Genomic DNA, 19302 nt, shown 5'->3' with positions numbered 1-19302 from the left:
ATAGACTGCGGCCCCATGTACTACTCGACCGAAGTTAAAGAAGCCGCCAAACGCCTGTTCCTACGCCGCTGCAAGGCAAAGGAAATTCAGGCGCAGCTCAACCTGCCCAACATCCGGATCGTCTACTACTGGATCCGCCAGGGCGGATGGGAAGACATGCTGTCGGATGAAGAACCGCTGACCGCTGTCGGCCGGCGAATCACCCTCCTCCTGGACAAAGCCAGCAGCCTGTCCAAAGACGATCTGAACGAACTGGACCGGCTGACCACTGTTCGCGAACGGCTGCTGAAACAGGCTGCGAAGCCGGCGCCAGCGGTGCAGGCCGGCGACGATCAGAGCGAGCCCCAGGAACCCCGCCAACGATCGCGTGGCGACCGTTCCGGACGTAGGGAGGGTGGCGGCAAGAAACGGGAGAAAAAGGCCAAGAACGACGTCAGCGGCCTCACTGAAGTGGACTTCCTGGATAAGTTCATCTCCAAGATGTACCGCTATCAGCAGGAGCTGTTCGAAGCCAAGCAAAACCCGCTGACACGGCGAGTCCGGAACATCCTGAAAAGTCGCCAGGTGGGCCTGACCTACTACTTCGCCGGCGAGGCCTTCATGGACGCCGTGTTAAGCGGCGACAACCAGGTGTTCCTGTCGGCCAGCCGATCGCAGTCGGAGATCTTCCGCAGCTACATCATCCAGTTTGCCCAGCAGTGGTTTGGCATCGAGCTGACCGGCAACCCCATTGTGCTCAGCAATGGCGCGGAGCTGCGCTTTCTCAGCACCAACAGCAGCACCGCCCAGGGCTACCACGGGCACGTCTACGTCGATGAATATTTCTGGATCCGCGACTTCGACAAGCTCAGCACCGTGGCCAGCGCCATGGGCACCCACAAGAAGTGGCGGAAAACCTATTTCTCGACTCCCAGCGCGGTTTCGCACCAGGCCTACCCGTTCTGGTCCGGTGAAGAATTCCGCAACAGCAAGCGCGGCAAGAAAGCCGGCGGCGTCTGGCCCAGCGAATCGGCCTACACGCAGGGCGCCCTCTGTCCGGATGGCCAGTGGCGCAAGACCATCACCCTGGACGATGCGATCGCCGGCGGCTGCGATCTGTTCGACATCGAGCAACTGCAGCTGGAATACGACGAAGACAAGTTCCAGCAGCTGTTCTACTGCAAGTTCATCGACAGCACGCAGAGCGCGTTCGCCCTCAAAGACCTGGAACGCTGCTATTCCGATCTGACACTGTGGGACGACTACGACCCCGAGGCAGACCGCCCCTACGGCAACAGCCCGGTCTGGATCGGCTACGACCCAAGCCGCACGCGCGACGACGCCACATGCGTGGTCATTGCGCCACCGCTGGAAGCCGGGGCCAAGTTCCGGATCTTGGAGAAGCACAGCTGGCGGGGCCAGTCCTTCAAGTACCAGGCCGACCAGGTCAAGAAGCTCACCGAGCGCTTCAACGTCCAGCACATCGGTATCGACACCACGGGCATTGGCTACGGCGTGTTCGACCTGGTGCGCGACTTCTACCCCCGGGCGACCTCGATCCACTACAGCCTGGAGACGAAAAATCTCTTGGTACTCAAGGCCCAGGACACGATCCAAGGCAGCCGCATCGAATGGGACGCGGGCTGGACCGATATCGCCCAGGCCTTCCTCACGATTAAGCGAGGCACCACCGGCAGCGGCCAGGTGACCTACAGCGCATCCCGCACCGACGCCACCGGGCACGCCGATATTGCTTGGGCGGTCATGCACGCGCTGCACAACGAACCTCTAAACACCAACAAGCGGCGCCGTAGCCGCTACCTCACGAGTGATCACAGCAGCCATGGCCAGACGCAACAAGCACCAGGTAGCCCAGCGAAAACAGCAGCCGATGCGAACCTTCACGTTCGGGGAGCCCGAACAGGTGCTGTCGGGCAATATCGGCGAGTACGTGGGGGTATTTCCCAGCGACGACGGCGAGATCTACAAGCCGCCGGTGTCGCGCACCGGCCTAGCCAAGCTGCTGCGAGCCAACGCGCACCACGGCGCCATCCCGAAGTTCAAGCGCAACCTGCTGTTGCGTGAGTTTCTGCCCTCGGCGGGCTGCAGCGCCCGAACAATGGGCTGTGCGGGCCTGGACTACATGGTTTTCGGCGAGGCTTTCTTCTACCGCAACACAAACGCCTTCGGCCAGGTGCTGGAGCTGCAGCACGTGCCGGCGATCAACATGCGGGTAAAGGTGGACGGTGGTTATCGGGTGCTACTGCCCGACAGCAAGTTTATGGACTTCGACCAGGACGAGATCGAGCACGTCATGGACTACGACGTGGAGCAGACCATTTACGGCATTCCGGACTACCTGGGCGGCATGCAGGCGCTGCTACTCAACGAGGCCGCGACTCTGTTCCGCCGGCGCTACTACAGCAACGGCGCCCACGCCGGGTACATCTTCTACACCAACGACCCGGACCTGACCGAGGAAGACGAGGACGAGCTGCGCGCCCAGATCAGCGCGAGTAAGGGCGTGGGCAACTTTCGCTCGATGTTCGTGAACATCCCCAACGGCAAGGAGAACGCCATTCAGATCATCCCCGTGGGGGACTTCCAGGCCAAGGACGAGCTGGAGAAGGTCAAGAACATCACCAGGAACGACATCATTGCCGCCTGGCGGATGAACCCGGCACTGGCGGGGATCATTCCGGAGAACAGCGCAGGTTTTGGGGATATCGAGAAGATCGACAGGGTGTACACCAGCAACGAGATCAGACCGATCTGCCAGTTATTTGACCAGGTAAATGAGCACCTGCGGGAGGACAGAAGAATCAACTGGAACGACCCGAAAGGAACAGGAACCACCACCGAATAACAGGCTATTTGCAGTGATTGCCTGGAAAATCGCCGCCATAATGCTGCCATTCAAACACCCTGGGGAGGGACTAATGCGGATTTATTGCACGACTTGCGGCCACAAGGGGCGCATCAGCTCACGGGAAGAGGTAACCCGGACTTACGTGAAGCTGTACTGCCAATGTCTGGATGCAGAGTGCGGTCATACCTGGGTATCGACGCTGGCGTTTTCACACACACTTCGGCCTTCTGCGCAGCACCTGGACACGCTGCTACTCGACCGATTCAAAAGCCTGCCGGCAGACCAACAAAAGGCGCTGTTCGAAATGATGAAGGGCCAAGCCGTCGCTTGATGAGTACCGCCGGCCTCAGCACGGCGGCTTATTCACGAACTCAGGAGTCTGAGTCGTCCGGGTGCTTGGCCAACTGTTCAATCAGCCGTCGTACCAGGTAGCGATCGCGGTCCGTCATCTGACGAATGCGCCGAATCAACCGACGCTCATTCTCGCTCAGACATAACCACGAGGAATCGACCTGGCCATGACGCTCCTGCTCAGCTACTGCCACATCCAACATGCGCTAACTCCTTGATATGCAATGCGGAGTTTGCGTTATCGGGGCGAGACAAGCGCTTTACATGAGAAGACTGCGAAGGAAGGAAGACCTATTGGTCAACATCATCAAACATGGCTTTGAGGAAACGGCGAAGCGCCCGCTGATCCTCGTCAGGGATACGGCGGTACTGATCGACGATTTGGGACTCTATCCCACTCAGGCCAGCTCCTAACGATCTTGACCCGGTCAGTACGTAAGTCGCATCGACGCCTGCTGTTTCCAACGCGGTGACGTACTTGAGGTCCATTGCACCTACAGCAGTCCCCACCTCGTAGTTTTTTTGCGTACCGCGGCTGACCCCGACTAGGGCGCCAAAGTCCGATTGTGAAAGACCTAATCGCTCGCGCTCTTCCCTGAGCCTACTGCCCACTCCGTCAGCGATTAGCATTTTTTTGATCACCAAGCATTGACGTGAATAAATATTTGACCAAGAATCACCACAGACGAACACAACCAAACAGGAACAAACACTATGCCCGCGCCAGTTACGCCGGAGCAAGCCCGCGCAGCGCTTGATCGGAAAGGGATGAGTATTGCGGAATTCAGTCGGATTCATAGCTTGAACAAAAATTTGGTCAGTGACCTTCTCAACGGTCGTCGAAAAGGTCGCAGGGGGGAGGCACATCGCGCCGCAGTGCTGCTCGGTATCAAAGACGGCGTGATTTCACAGTAATGGTCAGCACTCCGAGGGAACAGCAGAAGATGAAAAGCCCGGTTCTAACTACACGTCGCGAAGTCGTCAGCGCGATCATCTGCAGTTATCCAGGTGGTCGCGAATGCGCCGCCTCACAGATCGGCCTGTCGCTGAAAAAATTCGACAACCACGCCTACGAGAACAACAACTGCCGGCCCCTGAGCGATGTACAGATCCACCAGTTGGAACTGAAAACAGGCACCCAGCACTTCGCCAACTACGTGGCCAAGATGTACGGCGGCATGTTCGTCCCCATGGCCGAGCCGGACCAACTGGACAACGTCGAGATGTATACCCGCTCCGTACAAACCTCAGCTAAGCGCGGGACCGTTGACCAGATCCTCGCCCAGGCACTCGAAGACGGTTCGATCACAGAGGACGAGGCAGACTTAATCCTCAACGCCCATACCCTGCACATGGCCGCACGCACCGCCGAGGTCTACGCCGCCATCGATCTCTATCGAGCAAAATCGGAGAACGCCAAATGACTGCCCTGCCTGCAGAAAAGGAATACCAGGACACTCTGCAGAGTGCCGCCCTTTCGTTCCTTGAACGGCACCAGGCCGAGCACCTGAACGATGATCAGCAGCTGTTCAACCGGGCCGTGCAACACCTGGTTGCGGATTACGATGTACTGACGCAGGTCGCTGAAAAAATCGTCCACCTGGCCAACAGCGCCATGCTCACAATCCGCGATCGGCAACGTCTGAACATCCAGAGCAGCACCTCGACCCACACCGTGATCATTGACCCGGTCACCGGTACCCAATGGGCTGTGCCTGTCAGCCTCATCTACGAGCGAATCATCAACGCGCCGGACATCGGGCGTTTTCGCTTAGCCAACTCGTAACACCCAACTCAATCAGTCGCACACCCCACGTGCCGTGGGTTTGGGTGAGCTGCGCCCAAAATCGAGGTTTAACGATGACAAACACCGTAATTGTCACCACTCAACTGCCACCGGCAGAGGCCGAAGCGTTGCTGGCCAACCTACGTGAACAGTATCGCTTGAGCCTCAACGAACACTGGTATGCCGACCAGTTCCGCTTTGTAGCGGACGGTCTGCGCCACGGCGCAATTCTCGCCCATGTCCCGGTAATGGCTGCGCAAAAACGCCTTATGGCAGCCCTGTCCCACAGCCTCAAAGCAGTGAAGTAACCCATGAAAGAAGATCTTCGCCACGAAGTGCTGCAACGCCTTCAGTCCGACTTCGGACTCAAGCACCGCTCGGGCACCGACTACATGCGCGGCGGCACCTGCCCCAAGTGCAAGAAGAAGGAGCTGTATTCCAGGTTTGATACGCCGTGGATGGTGATCTGTGGTCGACCTGAAAAGTGCGGTCACACCCTGCACGTAAAAGAGCTGTACGACGATCTGTTTGAAGACTGGAGCAAGCGAGCGCCCGCCACGGATCAGCACCCCAACGCCACGGCGCGGGCTTACCTGGAGTTCGCCCGAGGCTTTCGGTTTGAGCTGATCCAGGGTTGGTTCACGCAGGAGAGCTTCTACTCACCTGAACACAACGCCGGCAGCGCAACGGTGCGCTTTGCCCTGGAAAAAGGCGGATGGTGGGAACGCCTGATCGATCAGCCACACCGCTTCGGCAAGATGAAGGCCCGCTTCAAATCCAAGGACAGCTATCGCGGCGTCTGGTGGTGCCCGCCCTGTGTAGACCTTCTTGAGGTCAAGGAGATCTGGATCGTTGAGGGGATATTCGACGCCATCGCCCTGGTACACAACGACATCGCAGCCGTATCAGCCATGTCGTCCAACGCCTTCCCCGGTGACTCGCTTAAGACATTGATCAAGATCCGCGAGGGTGGAAAGTTGCCCAAGTTGGTGTGGGCTCTTGATAACGAGCCAAGCGCGAACGCATATACCAGGCGCTGGGTACGCGAAGCCCGAGCCCTGGGCTTCGTCTGCGAGTCAGCGCAGATCATTCAACGCGATGGCCGCAAGACAGACTGGAACGATCTTCATCAGCGCTGGAACTTCATCCAGGACGAAAGCAAACGTGCCGACCAGATCGCAGCCGATCTCAAGCAAGCCCGCCATCAAGGCGCCCTGCTGCTGGCCGAGAGCGCTGCGGAAAAGGCATTGCTGATGTACGACTGGAACAAGCGCGGGGAATTTCACCTCGGCTTCGGCAACCGCCTGTACTGGTTCAAGTTGGACATGGAGAAGTTCAACCGGGAGATGTCCGACATCGAGGACAGCGAAAATCATGACGATCAACTGCTGAACCAGGCGCAACAGCGCGAGAAGGCCCTGCAGCAATCCGGCAGTGTCGTAGAGATTGCCAACTGCTATCCCCAGGCCTTGTATTTCCAACGCAACGAAGTCACGGACGAGTCCTGGTATTACCTGCGCGTGGACTTCCCCCACGACTCTGAAAGCGTGAAGAACACCTTCACCAGTGGCCAGCTGTCGGCCGCGAGCGAGTTCAAAAAGCGGCTGCTTGGTATGGCTGCAGGTGCAATGTTCACCGGCAGCGGCCAGCAGTTGGACAAGCTCATGAAGGATCAGCTGTTCGGTATCAAAACCGTCTCCACGATCGACTACGTGGGCTACAGCAAGGAGTACGCCTGCTACGTCTACGGCGATATCGCAATCAAGGACGGCATCACCTACAAGGTCAACAGCGAGGACTATTTCGAGTTCGGCAAGCTGCGTCTCAAGACTCTGCAGAAAGGCGTGCCTATCAAGCTGCAGCGCGACGCAAAAGGCTTTGACGAAAAATGGGTTCCGCTGCTGTGGACTTGCTTCGGCGCACAGGGCTTCGTAGCCCTGGTGTTCTTCTTCGGTTCGCTGTTCTGCGAGCAGATCCGCGCTCGCTATCAGTCCTTCCCCTTCCTGGAAGCCACAGGTGAAGCCGGTGCCGGCAAAACCACGCTGCTGAACCTGCTCTGGAAGCTACTCGGCCGCGAAGGGTATGAAGGATTCGACCCTATGAAATCCACCAAGGCCGGGCGCTCTCGTTTGATGGGCCAGGTTTCAGGCATGCCGGTCGTGTTCCTGGAAGCCGATCGCCACAGCGATGATCGAGCACACGCAAAGACTTTCGAATGGGACGAGCTGAAAGACTTCTACGGTGGCGGCACTCTGGCCACAAAAGGCGTCAAGACAGCCGGCAACGAAACGTACGAGCCCCCATTCCGGGGAACCATTGCTATCAGCCAAAACGCTGCCGTGGTTGCCCACGAAGCGATCATGACGCGCATCGTAAAACTGCACTTTGTACGCCCAACGGTGACACCAGAAAGCCGCGCTGCAGCGGACCAACTCAACGCACTGAACGGTGACACCCTCAGCCACTTTTTGCTGCGAGCTGTGGGGAAAGAATCAGCGGTCCTTGAACTGTTCGCCCAGCGCATGCCCGAACACGAAGCCAAGCTACGCCGTTTACACACTCATTGCTTCGCATGCGGTACGGCCTACGTCAGCGATCAAGGCAACTGCGACAGCTGCGGCTACGACTTGCGCGGGTATATCCGCGTAGAGCGGATCAGCAAAAACCACGCTCAACTGCTTTCTCTGCTGGACGGGCTTCGCCTGGTCCTGAAACTGAGTGAACACCAGGTCGCTGCCACACAACGACAGATCGTGCGGATGGCCATCGAGCGCCAGGCTTCGATCAGTTCCGACCATGCAGCCGTGGCCGAGTTCTGGGAGGTCTACGACTACCTCGAATCCTTGAGCGAAGACCCTGTGGTGGACCACAGCAGCGACCCCGCCGTGATCGCAATCAACCTCAATGAATTCTGTGAGCGCGCCGCCGAGCACAAACAGAAGCTGGCCGACGTGGCCACCTTGCGCGATCTGCTCAAAGAGTCCCGCTCCCGCAAGTTCCTGGATAGCAACAAAGCCGTGCACAGCACCGTGCGCGCCGCATTCAACACCCGCAACCCATGTTCCATACCCCGGCCGACCACAGTGAAGTGCTGGACATTCAAGGCGTAAAGGAGAGTAAGACCGATGCAAATCCAAGTGTTTATGGGCAATGCCGGCGACGGCAAAACAAGCAAGCTGCAGTCAGTGCAGGACCGCCTGGACTTCACCGGCGAAAGCGCTCCCATCATCCAGGCCGGCGCCTATGGAGAGGATGGTTTGCTGGAGATTCTGGAAGTCCGGGCGGCAGCTGGCCAGCGGGAAATCCTGGTGGACGACTGCAGCAGGCAGCAGATCTTGAGGGTTCTGGAATGGCAATCATGTGTCGAACATGAGCCGAACTATGCGGGCCTGGTAATCCACCTGGCACGTAAGGACTGACCTTGTAAGAAACAGTGCCGAGGAGTTGCAGCTCCTCGACACCTAACCACTACCGAGGGCAATACCATGCAAGCACAGAACCTAAGCAGTAGCGCCGCGAAGGCTACCATACCGACGCGGCGCCTAGTGGCCACCGCGATCATCGGCGCGGCGGTCATTGGCTACCAGGTGCATAAAACCCCTGAATCACGAACCCGACTCGAAAGCCTGAGCCAGATGGCCAACACCTTGGGAGAACTGAGCGACGCAGACGCCGCTGTAGTCGCCCAACTGCTCGCCCACCCCACCGACGGGGGCAAGTCAGGCCATGCCTAACAACACCGCAACAACGCGCGAACGGCCCTTTCCCTGGAATATTGACTACACCAGCGTTTGCGACCAGTGCGGCAAGTGGCGCGCCCAGGGCAATCATAAAAAATGCAGTCGGCGACGCCAGTTGCTGAATGCCCATCTACGCCAACACAAGCCCAAGCCATAGGCCGCGTCCACCAGAAGATGCGCACTTAGATACTTGGCCCGGAAACGGGCCTTTTTGTTTTCGATCATCAGACTGTCGATACACCAGTACAGCGTTAGGGGTTTACATGAGCGGGGTCGAAGCTCGCGGAAATTCCGTGAGAATCTATTTTCAGTACAACGGGGAAAAGTGCAGGGAATCAATCCCAGGAGGCAACAAACCAGCAACCATTGCCCAGGCAAAGCGCCTGATCGACATCATCGAATACGAGATCCAGACCGGCACCTTTGATTACGCAAGGCACTTCCCCAATTCGTCCAAGCTGGTCGAAAACACTTTCGGCCACTACCTAGATCTGTGGTTGAAGATCAAAGCCAACAGCGTGGCAGCATCGAGCTATCGAGGTTACGCAAACAAGGCAGAGGTGCATGTCCGGCCACGCTGGGGAGCGGTGCAGATCAACGCGATTGATCACCTGGACCTGCAGGAGTGGATCCAGGGTACCCTGTCGAAGACACTCAAAAACAAGACCATCCGCGACATCATCAGCAACGTGCGACAGGTGTTCAGGCTATACCGCACCAGGATGAAAGTTGCGCACGACCCCACCGAGGGCCTGATGGTCCGCCTGCCAGATCCCGAGGCACCAGACCCATTCACCAGGGCGGAGATCAGACAGATCCTCGAAACCCCGACCAGCCGCACGCAAGAGCTGCTGATGGTTCAGTTCATGATTTGGGCTGGTCCTCGAGTATCCGAAACCATCGCACTGGCCTGGGAGGACGTAGACCTGGAGCAAGGCACCGTGACCTTCCGCAGATCAAAGGTCCGCGGAGCCTACCGAGTGACGAAAACGCGCCGATCGACGCGCAAGGTGCGCCTGCTCGCTCCTGCATGGGATGCACTGCGCAAGATCGATGCACTCAATAGAAAGAAGAAGGCGGAAACAGTCGAAGTCGTTGAACGGGACAACAAGACGGTCAGGAAACACAAACTGCACTTTGTATTCCTGAACACCAAAAGCGGCCTGCCGCACGTCAATGACTTCGTGGTGCGAGACAGGTTCTTCAAGGCACATTTGCTAGCGGCCGGGGTTCGCTATCGCGGCCCCGGCCAGTGCCGGCACACCTACGCCAGTCAGCTGCTGACGACCGGCGTGGCCTCAATCGACTGGATAGCCGAACAGATGGGACATACCAACGGGAACATGATTCGCCAGCACTACGGGACGTGGATCAATGAGGACGGGCCGGATGTCGTCGGGATGCTGCAGCTAGCATTGAAGATTTAGCAAACCAGACTCACCTGATCCGGTATACCAGTCTATGGGAGACTGGTATTCGCGGGGCAAACAAAAAGGCCCCCATACCTGACTCAGGTGTGGGGGCCTCTCTCACTTAAATGGCGTTATTGGTAACGCAATTACACTCGGCTGGCCTTTTCGCTCAGTTTGATCAGCTTGGCCTTTTTGGTATCCGACTTTTCATAACGAGCAAGCTCACTCAAATACGCCTGCGCTGCCTCGCCACCAGCCTCGGCAAGCGCTGCATAGATCGCGCTGCGTTCACGGCCGGTCATCGCGCGCTCGGCGCGGACGATCAAACTTTCCACGTCTACATCGCCTTCATTTGCCATAGGCACAGCTCCTTTTTAATGATGGCCCATTGTAAGCACGGCGGCCAACGCGATGGGGGTTCCTTTCCGCTGACCAGACGCTTTTTAGACAGTGCCCCATAACTCAGCTCAACAATAAAACCTCAAATTCGTCTATTGACGGCTGGCAACGCTGCTCGGTCATACGACAAAGCAAACGAGACAAGAGGCAACGGACCTCAATTATATGGTCGACAAGCATCTCGTCCGTCGTCGCCCCACCATGCACAGCTTTTGAGCGGTAATCGTAAAGGTTTTTGATACGACGGTAGAGGCTCACCCTCTCTGGCCCTCGATCCTCCAGATAGGCAGCTGCCAACAACGCAAGGCGAAAACGAAGCTCGGAATTAATTCCAAATAGGGCCTCAAAGCCAGACCAGAGGGCCGCGGCTGACATCCTTAAGTTGGCATGATGGTGATGCGTGGTCATTGCATCTACAGCCAGCCGGAAAGCGGGTCGCTCCAGCAAATTGATCCAACTTTTTAATTGAGCATTCACCCAGTCCAACGCATCAACTGATACGGCTTTCTGAACATCTAACCTGCGCGCTGCCGGCACGTCTTCAAGTAGCTGGATCTTGCAACCATCGGCTTCTACTGCGGGAATTACATCCCATGATACGTCCGCCACAGCCGGCACCAATATGTCAACTTGGGAACGCGTGCGAAGCGCTGAAATGATCCACCAACCGAGGTTCATGTTCGATTGATCGAATATTTCCCCATCGCACGCTACGGCAAGTTCATGAGTTACCGAGGGCATGTGGCGTGCTACTGCACTTAACAAAGACTTGCGGTGTAGAGCTTGTGCAAGTTCTATCTCACCTGGGGGTGCTTCCACCCTTCTCAGAACTGCAACGCGGGAGAAATCATATTTGTCGCACTCTACAGACAAGCCCGACACTGCGAAGCAAAGCTCCCGGGTACCGCCCAGCTCCGCCAAACGCTCTCTGGCGGAATCCTTCCTTTGACGAAAATGTTCTAGAACATCCATTTGATCCTCTCCCCCGTGGCTGGCAGCTCATCACGCAGCACCTTAAAAATAGGTACCTGTGAACTCGTCCGTCAGTGCCAACTTTTCGCACCAAAATAACGCACCAGTCCCATTACGGTCCCATGGGGCCATTTTTCGTACGCCAAAAACCACAAACCCCCGATTTTCTCTAGGAAAATCAGGGGTTTGCGTTTTCAGAATGTGGCGGTGAAGGAGAGATTCGAACTCTCGATACAGTTTCCTGTATACACACTTTCCAGGCGTGCTCCTTAAGCCACTCGGACACTTCACCGTATCTCGTCAAACCGATTCAGTCTGTCGAGGCGCGCTAATGTAGTCGATAGCTTTTCAGATGGCAAACTTTTTTTTCAGAATTTTCATGCGCTTAAGATCGATCCGTCGTTGCAGGGGGCTGGGAGCCAGCGGCAACAAGGCAAACCGGCCATTCTTCAGCCTTGTCTCTGGCTATATAGAAGAAAGCAGGCATGGCCGGCGGCGGCGTGCAGGCCAATGCCCGGCCTTACACCTGACTCATCAGTCAGTCACGGCGCTTTACCAGTTCGGTCGTGGTGGGTAACTTCTGCTGCACTTCAATACAAGGAATTGCGTCATGAGTGAGTTGATTTCCTACCATCTCGAAGACGGTATCGCGACCCTGACCTTGAGCAATGGCAAGGTCAATGCCATCTCCCCGGACGTGATTGCCGCTTTCAACGCTGCGCTGGATCAGGCCACCGCCGATCGCGCCGTGGTGATCATCACCGGTCAGCCGGGCATTCTCTCCGGCGGTTACGACCTCAAGGTCATGACAGCCGGTCCCAAAGAAGCCGTGGCGCTGGTAACCCAAGGCTCGACCCTGGCCCGCCGCCTGCTGTCCCACCCGTTCCCGGTGATCGTCGCTTGCCCGGGTCACGCGGTGGCCAAGGGTGCCTTCCTGCTGTTGTCGGCGGATTACCGTATCGGCGTCGACGGTCCCTTCAGCATCGGCCTGAATGAAGTGCAGATCGGCATGACCATGCACCATGCCGGCATCGAGCTGGCCCGCGATCGCCTGCGACGTTCAGCCTTCCATCGTTCGGTGATCAATGGCGAGATGTTCGACCCGCAAGGCGCGGTGGATGCCGGCTTCCTCGACAAGGTGGTGAGCGCCGAGGAACTGCAAGGCACGGCCCTGGCCGCTGCACGCCAGCTGAAGAAGATCAATATGCTGGCCCACAAGAACACCAAGCTGAAAGTGCGCAAGGCCCTGCTGGACACCCTCGACAACGCCATCATCCTCGACCAGGAACACATGGGCTGAATCGCCCGTGCTGAATGAATCGGCCCGACCTGTGTGTCGGGCTTTTTCTTGCCTGGCCGAAATGAACAGGCAAAGGCCTCTAGACCGCGGCTGGCACCAGCCTGCGGAAACATGTACTTAAACATCGCCCATCTCCCGGCTGAGAGCGGCAATTGCCGAAAACAGTGCACATCCGTACACTGCGCCACCTTTTGTCCCCGGTGGGCCGTTTAGATGCTGTATCTGTTTCGTATGTCGTTGATGGGCCTGCACTTTATCCTTGCCGGAAGCCTGGGCCTGCTGCTTGGACTGTGCCGCCCCTTCAACCCGGATAACAGTCGCCTGTGCGCCCGCCTCTACGCCTGGCCGGCCATGTGCATCCTGCGCCTGCGGGTCAAGGCCGAAGTCGGGCCGCTGATGGACAAGCCTGAGAGCTGCGTGATCATCGCCAACCACCAGTCCAATTACGATTTGTTCGTGTTCGGCAACGTGGTGCCGCGACGCACGGTGTGCATCGGCAAGAAGAGCCTGAAATGGGTGCCGCTGTTCGGGCAACTGTTCTGGCTGGCGGGCAATGTCCTGATCGATCGCGGCAACCCGCACAAGGCGCGGCGCTCCATGCTCACCACCACCCATACGCTGCAACACAAGGACACCTCGATCTGGGTCTTCCCCGAAGGCACCCGCAACCTCGGCGAGGACCTGCTGCCGTTCAAGAAGGGCGCGTTCCAGATGGCCATCGCCGCCGGCGTGCCGATCGTGCCGGTGTGCGTCAGCAGCTACATCAAGCACATGCGCCTGAACCGCTGGAACAGCGGCAAGATCCTGATCCGCTCGCTGCCGGCAATTCCCACCGCCGGGCTGACCATGGACGACATGCCGCGGCTGATCGCCCAGTGTCGCGAGCAGATGCGCGAATGCATCGCCCACATGGATCGCCAGCTGCAAGCCGCCTGAACCGCGAGCCCTCCCCCGATGCCAGCAAGCCCGCCCCGTGCGGGCTTTAATTTGTCTGCGAACTCCAGCTCCGGCAGTGACTCTGATGCTGCATTGCAGGCTAAGCTGCTGATTTGTAACCGCCCCATTGATAAGAAGAAGTGAAGCAGAGCCATGGGTAGAGTTGTTGCTGCCGCCGTGTACAGCGGCGGAAAGAAAGTCACCGATATCAGCCTTGACGAAGGGGCTGCCTGGGCCGCGAAACCCGGCCACTTCGTGTGGATCGGCCTGGAGGAACCCAATGCCCACGAACTGGCCAATCTGCAACGCCAGTTCAACCTGCATGAACTGGCCATCGAAGACGCTCTGGAGAAGCACAGCCGCCCCAAGCTGGAAACCTTTGGCGACGCCTTGTTCATCGTCACGTATTCGCCGGTGCGCACCGAGGGCAAGCTGGAGTTCATCGAAACCCACATCTTTGCCGGCAACGGCTACATCATCACCGCCCGCAACGGCCACTCGGCCTCCTATGGCTATGTACGCCAGCGTTGCGAGGCGCGCCCCCTGCTGCTGGAGCACGGCGAGGACTTCGTCCTTTATGCGCTGCTGGATTTCGTCACCGAGAACTACCAGCCGGTCAGTGAGGCCATCCACGGCGAGATCGACGAACTGGAACGCAACGTCCTGTGCAACTCGCTGAACGAACGGGATATCCAGAACCTCCACGGCCTGCGCCGCGACGTGCTGCGCCTGCGCCGCTATGTCGCGCCCATGGTGGAGATCAGCGAGGAGCTGCAGAAACTCAGCTTTCCGTTCATCGACAAGAACATGCGGCCGTATTTCCGTGACGTGCAGATTCACGTCACCCGGCAGATGGAGGACTTGTCGACCCTGCGCGACATTGCCAGCCAGACCATCGAGATCGGTGTACTGCTGGAGGCTTCACGGCAAAGCATCGTACAGCGCAAGTTCGCCGCCTGGGCGGCGATCCTGGCGTTTCCCACCGCGGTGGCGGGGATCTACGGGATGAACTTCCAGAACATGCCGGAACTGAGCTGGCACTACGGCTACTTTGGTGTTTTGGGTTTTATCAGTGTCGGCTGTATCAGCCTGTGGGCCAGCTTCAAGCGTTCCGGCTGGCTCTAGGGGACTGGGCCCCGGGCGCGGACGCCAGGGCCCTGCCAGGTCATGCGGCTTCGGGTTTGTGGGCGACGAAACGCATCATCCATTCCGCAACGGTGGTGCCGTGGTGCTCGTGCTCCAGACTGGCCAGGCCCTTCTGGTAGATCTTCTCGCCGAGAAACTCCTGGCGCAGGTCCAGCAGCGCCCGGGAGTAGTCGTGGATGAACTCGGGGTGCCCCTGGAAACACAGCACCTGGTCATTGATGTGATAGGCGGCATAGGGGCAGAAATCGCTGGAGGCGATCACTGTGGCGTTTTCCGGTAGCGCGGTGACCTGGTCCTGATGGCTGATCAACAGTGTCAGTTCCTCCACCACCGGGCTCATCCACGGCGCCTTGGCGGAAAGCTTGTAGCTATGGGTGCCAACGCCCCAGCCCTGAGTCGCCCGCTCGCTCTTGCCCCCCAGCAACAACGCCAGCAACTGATGGCCAAAGCAGATGCCCAGCAGCTTGTCACCGCGCTCGTAGCGGCCCAGCAGGTAGGTCTTGAGGGTTTGAATCCAGGGGTCGGTGCCGAAGGAGTCGGCCTTGCTGCCGGTCACCAGATAAGCGTCGAACTCCAGCTCGTCGCTGGGGTATTCGCCCTGGACCACGTTGTAGACGCTGAACTGGGCGGCAATGGGTTGCTGGGAAAACAGGCGCTGGAACATCTGCCCGTAACCCTGATATTGATCGACCAGTTCGGGACGCAGGATATCGGTTTCAAGAATGCAGATGCGTAGCGACATAAAAAATTCCTGACAAGGTGATGGCAATAATGAACAGCCCAGAGCCTGCCTTGAAATACCACGGCAAGGCAAGCCCCGGGGCCACTCATCGAGCGCCCGTCAACCTCAGAACAACTGCCCCTGGCGAGCCTTCTCCAGGAGCAGGGTCGGCGGGGCGAATCGTTCACCGTATTGCTGCGCCAGGTACTGCGCACGAGCGACGAAATCCTTCACCCCGTACTGGTTGATGAACTGCAGGGCGCCGCCGCTCCAGGCAGCGAAACCGATGCCGAAGATCGAGCCGATATTGGCGTCCGCCGTGGACTGCAGCACCCCCTCCTCCAGGCAACGCACGGTTTCGATGGCCTGGATGAACAGCAGGCGGTCGCGCACGTCCTGGGGCGAGATCTGTCCATCGGCGCGATAGAAGCGCGTGTGCAACTCGGGCCACAAGTGCTTCTGGCCACCGGCCGGGTAATCGTAGAAACCGCCGCCGGCGGCCTTGCCCGCACGCTTGTGGTCGTGGAGCAACTGGTCGATCACAGCAAACGCCGGATGCTTGATAGGCGGCTTGCCTTCAGCCTGCAGGTCCTTGGTGGTCTGCTGACGGATGTGGCTCATCAGGCTCAGGGACACTTCATCGGAAATCGCCAGCGGCCCGACCGGCATCCCGGCCTTGCGCGCCTCGGTTTCGATCATCGGCGCCGAAATGCCTTCGCCGAGCATGGCAATCCCTTCATTGGTGAAGGTACCGAACACCCGGGAGGTGAAGAATCCGCGGCTGTCGTTGACCACGATCGGGGTCTTGTTGATCTGCAGCACGAAGTCGAACCCACGGGCCAGGGTCGCCTCGCTGGTCTGTGCGCCCTTGATGATCTCCACCAAGGGCATCTTTTCCACCGGGCTGAAGAAATGCAGGCCGATGAACTTGTCCGGATTCGGCACCGCCGTGGCCAGTCCGGTGATGGGCAGGGTCGAAGTGTTGGAGGCAATCACCGCTTCTGCGCCGACCACCTGCTGCGCAGCCCGGGACACCTTGCCCTTGAGCTCGCGATCCTCGAACACCGCCTCGATGATCAGGTCGCAACCGGCCAGGTCGGCGTCCTCGGCGGTGGTACGGATTCGCGCCAGGGTCGCGTCACGCTGCTCGCGGCTCAATTGCCCACGCGCCAGCTTTTTCTCCAGCAGCGCCGCCGAGTGGGCCTTGCCCTTCTCTGCCGCCTCGACGCTGATGTCCTTGAGCACCACCTCGATGCCCGCCACCGCGCTGACGTAGGCAATCCCCGCCCCCATCATCCCGGCCCCCAGCACCCCGAGCTTTTTCGTGGTCTGCGGCGCGATACCTTGAGGGCGCGAGCCACCGGCATTGATTTCATTGAGCTGGAACCAGAAGGTGCCAATCATGTTCTTCGCCACCTGGCCGGTGGCCAGCTCGGTGAAGTAGCGAGTCTCGATCAGGTGCGCGGTGGCGAAATCCACCTGGGCGCCTTCGACGGCGGCGCACAGGATCTTCTCCGGCGCGGGGAAACAGCCCTGGGTCTTGGCTCGCAGGATCGACGGGGCAATGGCCAGCATCTGCGCCACTTTCGGGTTGGCTGGCGTGCCGCCGGGGATCTGATAACCGCGTACGTCCCAGGGCTGCTGGGGCGCCGGGTTGGCGAGGATCCAGGCCCGAGCCTTGGCCAGCAGCTCATCGCGATCCGTCGCCAGGGCGTCGATCAGGCCAGCTTGCAGCGCCTGCTGCGGGCGCACTTTCTTGCCTTCCAGCAGATACGGCAGCGCCTTTTCCAGGCCCAGCATGCGCACCATGCGCACCACCCCGCCGCCACCGGGCAACAGGCCCAGGGTGACTTCCGGCAGGCCGATCTGTACCGATTTATCGTCCAGGGCCACCCGGTGATGGCAGGCCAGGCAGATTTCCCAGCCGCCACCCAGGGCAGCGCCATTGATTGCAGCGACCACCGGTTTGCCCAGGGTTTCCAGAGCGCGCAACTGGCCCTTGAGGGCCTGCACCCGGTCATGAAAAGCCTTGGCTTGCGGCCTGTCGACCTTGATCAGCTCATTGAGGTCGCCGCCGGCAAAGAAGGTCTTTTTCGCCGAGGTGATGATCACCCCGGCAATCGATTGCTGCTCGGCCTGCAGGCGCGCCACGACGCCGGCCATGGCGTCGCGGTACACCGCGTTCATGGTGTTGGCGCTCTGGCCCGGCATATCGATGGTCAGGACGACGATCTGGTCCTGGCCCTTTTCGTAACGGATGGCATCGGTCATGAAGTTGATTCCTTGAAGTCGGGGCTCAGAGGCGTTCGATGATGGTGGCGATACCCATGCCGCCGCCGACACAGAGGGTCGCCAGGCCGTAGCGCTGGCGCCGGCTTTCCAGCTCGTCGAGCAAGGTGCCGAGGATCGCGCAGCCGGTGGCGCCCAGCGGATGCCCCAGGGCGATGGCGCCCCCGTTGACGTTGACCCGGGCCGGATCGATGGCCATGTCCTTGATGAACTTGAGCACCACCGAGGCAAAGGCTTCGTTGACCTCGAACAGATCGATGTCCTCGACCCGCAACCCGGCCTTGGCCAGGGCCTTGCGGGTGGCCGGCGCCGGGCCGGTGAGCATGATGGTGGGGTCGGTGCTGGTCACCGCCGTGGCCACGATCCGCGCCCGGGGCTTGAGCCCCAGCTCCCGGCCCTTGGCCTCTGAACCGATGAGCATCAGCGCCGAACCGTCGACGATGCCCGAACTGTTGCCCGGGGTGTGCACGTGGTTGATGCGCTCGACATGGCTGTAGACCCGCAGCGCGGTGGCGTCGAAGCCCATCTGACCCATCATTTCGAAACTCGGCTTGAGGCTGCCCAGGCCTTCCAGGGTCGAGTCGGCGCGGATGAACTCGTCATGCTCCAGCAAGACGATGCCGTTCTGGTCCTGCACCGGCACCAGGGACTTGGCGAAGGCGCCGCTGGCACGGGCCCGGGCCGCCTTCTGCTGGGATTGCAGGGCGAAGCGGTCGACCTCCTCGCGGGAGAAGCCCTCCAGGGTCGCGATCAGGTCCGCGCCAATGCCCTGGGGGGTGAAATGGCTGTGCATATTGGTTTCCGGGTCCAGCACCCAGGCCCCGCCATCGCTGCCCATGGGCACCCGGGACATGGACTCCACGCCACCGACCACCACCAGCTCCTCGAACCCCGAGCGCACCTTCATCGCACCGAGATTGACCGCTTCCAGCCCCGAGGCGCAAAAGCGATTGATCTGCACACCGGCCACGCTCACATCCCAATCCGCAGCCTGAACGGCGGTCTTGGCGATATCGGCCCCTTGATCGCCGATGGGCGTCACACAGCCCAGGACCACGTCGTCCACCTGGCTGGTGTCCAGCTCGCAACGCTGTTGCAGAGCCCGCAGCAAGCCGGCCACCAGGTTCACCGGTTTCACGCTGTGCAAGGCGCCATCGGCCTTGCCTTTGCCACGGGGCGTGCGTAACGCATCGAATATCAAAGCTTGGGTCATGACGTCCTCGAACCGCTGTGCAGGGGAAAATGTCGAGCCCTCACCTTAGGCGCGACAGCCGTGGATTCAATGACCGATGCGCTCAGCCGCCTTGACGGTGACGCTCAGACGAACGGTAGGCAGCTAAGCGATCGCCCGATGAAGGGTCGCGAGCTGTCTAGCCAAAGGGCGACCACCCGGTGTGTCAGT

General features: G+C 59.4%; 21 protein-coding genes and 1 tRNA gene. 14 read left to right on the top strand and 8 right to left on the bottom strand.

The window, feature by feature from the left end; translation table 11 throughout:
* The first annotated feature begins 15 nt into the window (after positions 1 to 15).
* The 3 genes from PST29_RS09405 to PST29_RS09395 all read left to right on the top strand — a co-directional run bounded on the left by PST29_RS09405 (position 16) and on the right by PST29_RS09395 (position 3179).
* On the top strand, positions 16 to 2064 hold the full coding sequence (locus tag PST29_RS09405) for a terminase large subunit domain-containing protein (RefSeq protein WP_060842890.1): 2049 nt from the start codon (positions 16 to 18) through the stop codon (positions 2062 to 2064).
* Positions 2003 to 2845, top strand: coding sequence for a phage portal protein (locus PST29_RS09400; RefSeq protein ID WP_232513255.1), 843 nt, complete (start codon positions 2003 to 2005; stop codon positions 2843 to 2845). The genes PST29_RS09405 and PST29_RS09400 overlap by 62 nt, the downstream gene beginning before the upstream one ends.
* Positions 2846 to 2918: 73 nt before the next feature.
* Complete coding sequence (locus PST29_RS09395; protein ID WP_060845088.1) at positions 2919 to 3179, top strand: ogr/Delta-like zinc finger family protein; 261 nt, start codon at positions 2919 to 2921, stop codon at positions 3177 to 3179.
* A 40-nt stretch (positions 3180 to 3219) separates the two neighbouring features.
* On the opposite strand, the gene PST29_RS09390 is transcribed toward PST29_RS09395, so the two are convergent.
* Positions 3220 to 3402 (bottom strand): hypothetical protein, encoded by a 183-nt coding sequence (locus tag PST29_RS09390; protein ID WP_060842888.1) that lies wholly within the window; start codon positions 3400 to 3402, stop codon positions 3220 to 3222.
* A gap of 88 nt (positions 3403 to 3490) precedes the next feature.
* A complete protein-coding gene (locus PST29_RS09385; RefSeq protein ID WP_060842887.1) occupies positions 3491 to 3829 on the bottom strand; it encodes a helix-turn-helix domain-containing protein in 339 nt (112 codons plus the stop codon).
* An 84-nt stretch (positions 3830 to 3913) separates the two neighbouring features.
* Here PST29_RS09385 and PST29_RS09380 point away from each other — a divergent pair, with 84 nt between their 5' ends.
* From PST29_RS09380 to PST29_RS09345, 8 genes are all read left to right on the top strand, one after another.
* A complete protein-coding gene (locus tag PST29_RS09380; protein ID WP_060842886.1) occupies positions 3914 to 4114 on the top strand; it encodes a DNA-binding protein in 201 nt (66 codons plus the stop codon).
* A 29-nt stretch (positions 4115 to 4143) separates the two neighbouring features.
* On the top strand, positions 4144 to 4623 hold the full coding sequence (locus PST29_RS09375; RefSeq protein WP_232513213.1) for a YmfL family putative regulatory protein: 480 nt from the start codon (positions 4144 to 4146) through the stop codon (positions 4621 to 4623).
* On the top strand, positions 4620 to 4985 hold the full coding sequence (locus PST29_RS09370) for a hypothetical protein (RefSeq protein WP_060842884.1): 366 nt from the start codon (positions 4620 to 4622) through the stop codon (positions 4983 to 4985). Before PST29_RS09375 ends, PST29_RS09370 begins: the two co-directional genes overlap by 4 nt.
* A 74-nt stretch (positions 4986 to 5059) precedes the next feature.
* On the top strand, positions 5060 to 5293 hold the full coding sequence (locus PST29_RS09365) for a hypothetical protein (RefSeq protein ID WP_060842883.1): 234 nt from the start codon (positions 5060 to 5062) through the stop codon (positions 5291 to 5293).
* Positions 5294 to 5296: 3 nt separating this feature from the next.
* On the top strand, positions 5297 to 8095 hold the full coding sequence (locus PST29_RS09360; protein WP_060842882.1) for a toprim domain-containing protein: 2799 nt from the start codon (positions 5297 to 5299) through the stop codon (positions 8093 to 8095).
* Positions 8096 to 8110: 15 nt separating this feature from the next.
* Positions 8111 to 8404, top strand: coding sequence for a hypothetical protein (locus PST29_RS09355; protein ID WP_060842881.1), 294 nt, complete (start codon positions 8111 to 8113; stop codon positions 8402 to 8404).
* Between the two features lie 66 nt (positions 8405 to 8470).
* Positions 8471 to 8719 carry a hypothetical protein gene (locus PST29_RS09350; protein ID WP_060842880.1) on the top strand — a complete coding sequence of 83 codons (249 nt, stop codon included), beginning with the start codon at positions 8471 to 8473 and terminating at the stop codon, positions 8717 to 8719.
* Positions 8720 to 8988: 269 nt separating this feature from the next.
* A complete protein-coding gene (locus tag PST29_RS09345; protein ID WP_060842879.1) occupies positions 8989 to 10152 on the top strand; it encodes an Arm DNA-binding domain-containing protein in 1164 nt (387 codons plus the stop codon).
* Between the two features lie 131 nt (positions 10153 to 10283).
* Here PST29_RS09345 and PST29_RS09340 read toward each other — a convergent pair whose 3' ends face one another.
* The 3 genes from PST29_RS09340 to PST29_RS09330 form a co-directional block, all read right to left on the bottom strand.
* Entirely contained in the window at positions 10284 to 10496 is a 213-nt protein-coding gene (locus PST29_RS09340; protein WP_060842878.1) for a hypothetical protein, read from the bottom strand.
* Between the two features lie 103 nt (positions 10497 to 10599).
* The gene (locus PST29_RS09335) at positions 10600 to 11508 is read right to left on the bottom strand and encodes a HEPN domain-containing protein (protein ID WP_060842877.1); all 909 of its coding nucleotides are present in this window, start codon (positions 11506 to 11508) and stop codon (positions 10600 to 10602) included.
* Positions 11509 to 11710: 202 nt separating this feature from the next.
* Positions 11711 to 11800, bottom strand: a tRNA-Ser gene (locus tag PST29_RS09330).
* Between the two features lie 318 nt (positions 11801 to 12118).
* On the opposite strand from PST29_RS09330, the gene PST29_RS09325 reads away from it, so the two are divergent.
* From PST29_RS09325 to PST29_RS09315, 3 genes are all read left to right on the top strand, one after another.
* Complete coding sequence (locus tag PST29_RS09325) at positions 12119 to 12808, top strand: crotonase/enoyl-CoA hydratase family protein (protein WP_060838269.1); 690 nt, start codon at positions 12119 to 12121, stop codon at positions 12806 to 12808.
* A gap of 213 nt (positions 12809 to 13021) precedes the next feature.
* A complete protein-coding gene (locus PST29_RS09320; protein WP_060842876.1) occupies positions 13022 to 13744 on the top strand; it encodes a lysophospholipid acyltransferase family protein in 723 nt (240 codons plus the stop codon).
* A gap of 153 nt (positions 13745 to 13897) precedes the next feature.
* Positions 13898 to 14869 carry a magnesium and cobalt transport protein CorA gene (locus tag PST29_RS09315; protein WP_060838267.1) on the top strand — a complete coding sequence of 324 codons (972 nt, stop codon included), beginning with the start codon at positions 13898 to 13900 and terminating at the stop codon, positions 14867 to 14869.
* Between the two features lie 40 nt (positions 14870 to 14909).
* Here the strand turns inward: PST29_RS09315 and PST29_RS09310 are convergent, their stop codons facing one another.
* From PST29_RS09310 to PST29_RS09300, 3 genes are all read right to left on the bottom strand, one after another.
* Positions 14910 to 15632: an amidotransferase gene (locus tag PST29_RS09310; protein WP_060838266.1), complete on the bottom strand. Its 723-nt coding sequence runs from the start codon at positions 15630 to 15632 to the stop codon at positions 14910 to 14912.
* A 105-nt stretch (positions 15633 to 15737) separates the two neighbouring features.
* Positions 15738 to 17882 (bottom strand): 3-hydroxyacyl-CoA dehydrogenase NAD-binding domain-containing protein, encoded by a 2145-nt coding sequence (locus PST29_RS09305; RefSeq protein WP_060842875.1) that lies wholly within the window; start codon positions 17880 to 17882, stop codon positions 15738 to 15740.
* Positions 17883 to 17907: 25 nt separating this feature from the next.
* A complete protein-coding gene (locus PST29_RS09300) occupies positions 17908 to 19113 on the bottom strand; it encodes an acetyl-CoA C-acetyltransferase (protein ID WP_060838264.1) in 1206 nt (401 codons plus the stop codon).
* Positions 19114 to 19302 lie beyond the last annotated feature (189 nt).

Source organism: Pseudomonas sp. St29 (assembly GCF_001547915.1).
Taxonomy (GTDB): Bacteria; Pseudomonadota; Gammaproteobacteria; order Pseudomonadales; family Pseudomonadaceae; genus Aquipseudomonas.
Note: the sequence above shows the minus strand (reverse complement) of the source record. Positions and strands in the feature narration are given on the sequence as shown.

Bases quoted from the DNA above. Each gene is read 5' to 3' on its own strand.
- PST29_RS09405 (WP_060842890.1), top strand. From the start codon at position 16: ATGTACTACTCGACCGAAGTTAAAGAAGCCGCCAAACGCCTGTTCCTA.
- PST29_RS09395 (WP_060845088.1), top strand. From the start codon at position 2,919: ATGCGGATTTATTGCACGACTTGCGGCCACAAGGGGCGCATCAGCTCA.
- PST29_RS09390 (WP_060842888.1), bottom strand. From the start codon at position 3,402: ATGTTGGATGTGGCAGTAGCTGAGCAGGAGCGTCATGGCCAGGTCGAT.
- PST29_RS09385 (WP_060842887.1), bottom strand. From the start codon at position 3,829: ATGCTAATCGCTGACGGAGTGGGCAGTAGGCTCAGGGAAGAGCGCGAG.
- PST29_RS09380 (WP_060842886.1), top strand. From the start codon at position 3,914: ATGCCCGCGCCAGTTACGCCGGAGCAAGCCCGCGCAGCGCTTGATCGG.
- PST29_RS09375 (WP_232513213.1), top strand. From the start codon at position 4,144: ATGAAAAGCCCGGTTCTAACTACACGTCGCGAAGTCGTCAGCGCGATC.
- PST29_RS09370 (WP_060842884.1), top strand. From the start codon at position 4,620: ATGACTGCCCTGCCTGCAGAAAAGGAATACCAGGACACTCTGCAGAGT.
- PST29_RS09365 (WP_060842883.1), top strand. From the start codon at position 5,060: ATGACAAACACCGTAATTGTCACCACTCAACTGCCACCGGCAGAGGCC.
- PST29_RS09360 (WP_060842882.1), top strand. From the start codon at position 5,297: ATGAAAGAAGATCTTCGCCACGAAGTGCTGCAACGCCTTCAGTCCGAC.
- PST29_RS09355 (WP_060842881.1), top strand. From the start codon at position 8,111: ATGCAAATCCAAGTGTTTATGGGCAATGCCGGCGACGGCAAAACAAGC.
- PST29_RS09350 (WP_060842880.1), top strand. From the start codon at position 8,471: ATGCAAGCACAGAACCTAAGCAGTAGCGCCGCGAAGGCTACCATACCG.
- PST29_RS09345 (WP_060842879.1), top strand. From the start codon at position 8,989: ATGAGCGGGGTCGAAGCTCGCGGAAATTCCGTGAGAATCTATTTTCAG.
- PST29_RS09340 (WP_060842878.1), bottom strand. From the start codon at position 10,496: ATGGCAAATGAAGGCGATGTAGACGTGGAAAGTTTGATCGTCCGCGCC.
- PST29_RS09335 (WP_060842877.1), bottom strand. From the start codon at position 11,508: ATGGATGTTCTAGAACATTTTCGTCAAAGGAAGGATTCCGCCAGAGAG.
- PST29_RS09325 (WP_060838269.1), top strand. From the start codon at position 12,119: ATGAGTGAGTTGATTTCCTACCATCTCGAAGACGGTATCGCGACCCTG.
- PST29_RS09320 (WP_060842876.1), top strand. From the start codon at position 13,022: ATGCTGTATCTGTTTCGTATGTCGTTGATGGGCCTGCACTTTATCCTT.
- PST29_RS09315 (WP_060838267.1), top strand. From the start codon at position 13,898: ATGGGTAGAGTTGTTGCTGCCGCCGTGTACAGCGGCGGAAAGAAAGTC.
- PST29_RS09310 (WP_060838266.1), bottom strand. From the start codon at position 15,632: ATGTCGCTACGCATCTGCATTCTTGAAACCGATATCCTGCGTCCCGAA.
- PST29_RS09305 (WP_060842875.1), bottom strand. From the start codon at position 17,882: ATGACCGATGCCATCCGTTACGAAAAGGGCCAGGACCAGATCGTCGTC.
- PST29_RS09300 (WP_060838264.1), bottom strand. From the start codon at position 19,113: ATGACCCAAGCTTTGATATTCGATGCGTTACGCACGCCCCGTGGCAAA.